This is a genomic window from Neisseria sp. P0001.S005 (assembly GCF_051963715.1).
In genome coordinates this window covers 1-1,732 of the sequence record NZ_JBQCTZ010000380.1, presented here as the reverse complement: position 1 = coordinate 1,732, position 1,732 = coordinate 1, and the positions used below count along the sequence as shown (strand labels likewise).

Genomic DNA, 1,732 nt, shown 5'->3' with positions numbered 1-1,732 from the left:
ATACTTCCCACATTACAAACATTTCTTATTACAAGGATACACATTATGAAAAAAGTTCTCTTACCTGCCCTTTTGGCCGCTTCACTCAGCGCATGTACAGTCGGCACGCCCGGCGTTTCCGTCGGCTTAGGCGTTGGCACCAGCATCGGCCGCCATGTCGGCTTGGGTACATCCATCAACATCCCTGTCGGCTTGGACAAAACCAAAACCACCAAAGGCACGGATTCAGACGGCATCCGTATCTCAGAAGAACAAATCGTGACCTATTTTGATGCACACGGCACACCCAGCAACAGCGCAGTCAAAGGCGGCTTCCATCGCCAACTGATCAGCAAACGCAACAACGAATATGTCGTCCAAGACTTTTACAGCGACAACAGCCAAAAACGCACGGATCCCTACGTCCTCAGCCGCAACCAACTGATGCAGTTCCGAGCCACGCCAAGCAACGGCTCGTTAACTACTTACGCTTACAACGGCACGGTAATGCAGCAGCAAGTGTTCCAAAACGGTAAATTGGTTAACGCCAAATACTAAAGGCCGTCTGAAACGGCTGGGAAGCATGTGAAACTTGATTACAAAATATTTTTAACATTCAAACATTTGAAATATTTTGCACTATTTTCTTGAAAATATGGATTGACACATTTTTTCCAGCCATTATAATACGCCCCATTCCCCGATAGCTCAGTCGGTAGAGCGACGGACTGTTAATCCGCAGGTCCCTGGTTCGAGCCCAGGTCGGGGAGCCAAATTTAAAAAGCCTGAACTTCTGTTCAGGCTTTTTTTACGTTAATAAGGAGCCATTGTTCTTTTCCAAAGAAAGTCCTGAATCCTCATAAGACCTTTGCCAAGGTCTCTATCCGCCAAACTGGCACGCATTGCGCCCTACTCACTTCGTCTGACGAACAGGTGCAAACAGCCCGAAACCTTTTTTCAGTCAGGTTTCGGGCTGTTTCGTTTTTTGAATGAACGGCATCTTTTCAGACAACCTTGTCCATCAAATTTGGCATATTATTTCACACACGGATTGTCTAAAACGACCGAGACATTGCGTTCAGCTTTGTTCATATACGTCATGTGGACTTTCTTGCCTTTGAATTCTACTTCGACGACGGATTCCAACGAGACAACATCTTGAGGGAAGCCGAATTTTTTGTCGTTTGCGGCAATGAATTTGACGGGTTTGTCGCGGAATAGCGAGTAGAACGACACGCCTTTATTACCTGCGGTCACAGCGCATTGCGTTTTGCTGTCGGTGGCGATGACGGAGGAAAGCGTATGGGGCTTGTGGGTACGGTCGGCGAAGGTGGTGTAGGAATCATACGATCCGAAGCTGATTCTTAATGCGAAGGTATTGCCAAGCCATTCATAGCTTGTCCTGTCTTCGGGAAGATTTTTTTCGATGACTTTTTTGCCTGCAAAGAAAGAGCATTCTTGGGTTTTGTGGTTGCAGACTTTTTTAATGCTGAACTGCTTGTCCGGAGAAGTAAGGATGGTTTCGGCGGCAAAGCTGTTTGCACTTGCTGCGGCGAACATACAACTTAAAAGAAGTGAGCGGATGGGAAGGGACGGTTTCATTTTGTTTAGTGTATCGGTTGGTTTTAATATTGATTGAGCTGATTTGAATGCAATAAGCGGAATAACTGCCGATATGAGACCTTTGCAAAATTCCCCAAAATCCCCTAAATTCCCACCAAGACATTTAGGGGATTTTTCATGAGTACCTTCT

2 protein-coding genes and 1 tRNA gene are annotated in these 1,732 nt (G+C 46.1%); 2 read left to right on the top strand and 1 reads right to left on the bottom strand.

What is annotated here, in order from left to right:
- Positions 1-45: 45 nt before the first annotated feature.
- On the top strand, positions 46-537 hold the full coding sequence (locus ACTHSP_RS20375; RefSeq protein WP_003678851.1) for a hypothetical protein: 492 nt from the start codon (positions 46-48) through the stop codon (positions 535-537).
- A gap of 139 nt (positions 538-676) precedes the next feature.
- Positions 677-752, top strand: a tRNA-Asn gene (locus tag ACTHSP_RS20370).
- A 262-nt stretch (positions 753-1,014) separates the two neighbouring features.
- On the opposite strand, the gene ACTHSP_RS20365 is transcribed toward ACTHSP_RS20370, so the two are convergent.
- Positions 1,015-1,581 carry a hypothetical protein gene (locus ACTHSP_RS20365; protein WP_314511453.1) on the bottom strand — a complete coding sequence of 189 codons (567 nt, stop codon included), beginning with the start codon at positions 1,579-1,581 and terminating at the stop codon, positions 1,015-1,017.
- Positions 1,582-1,732 lie beyond the last annotated feature (151 nt).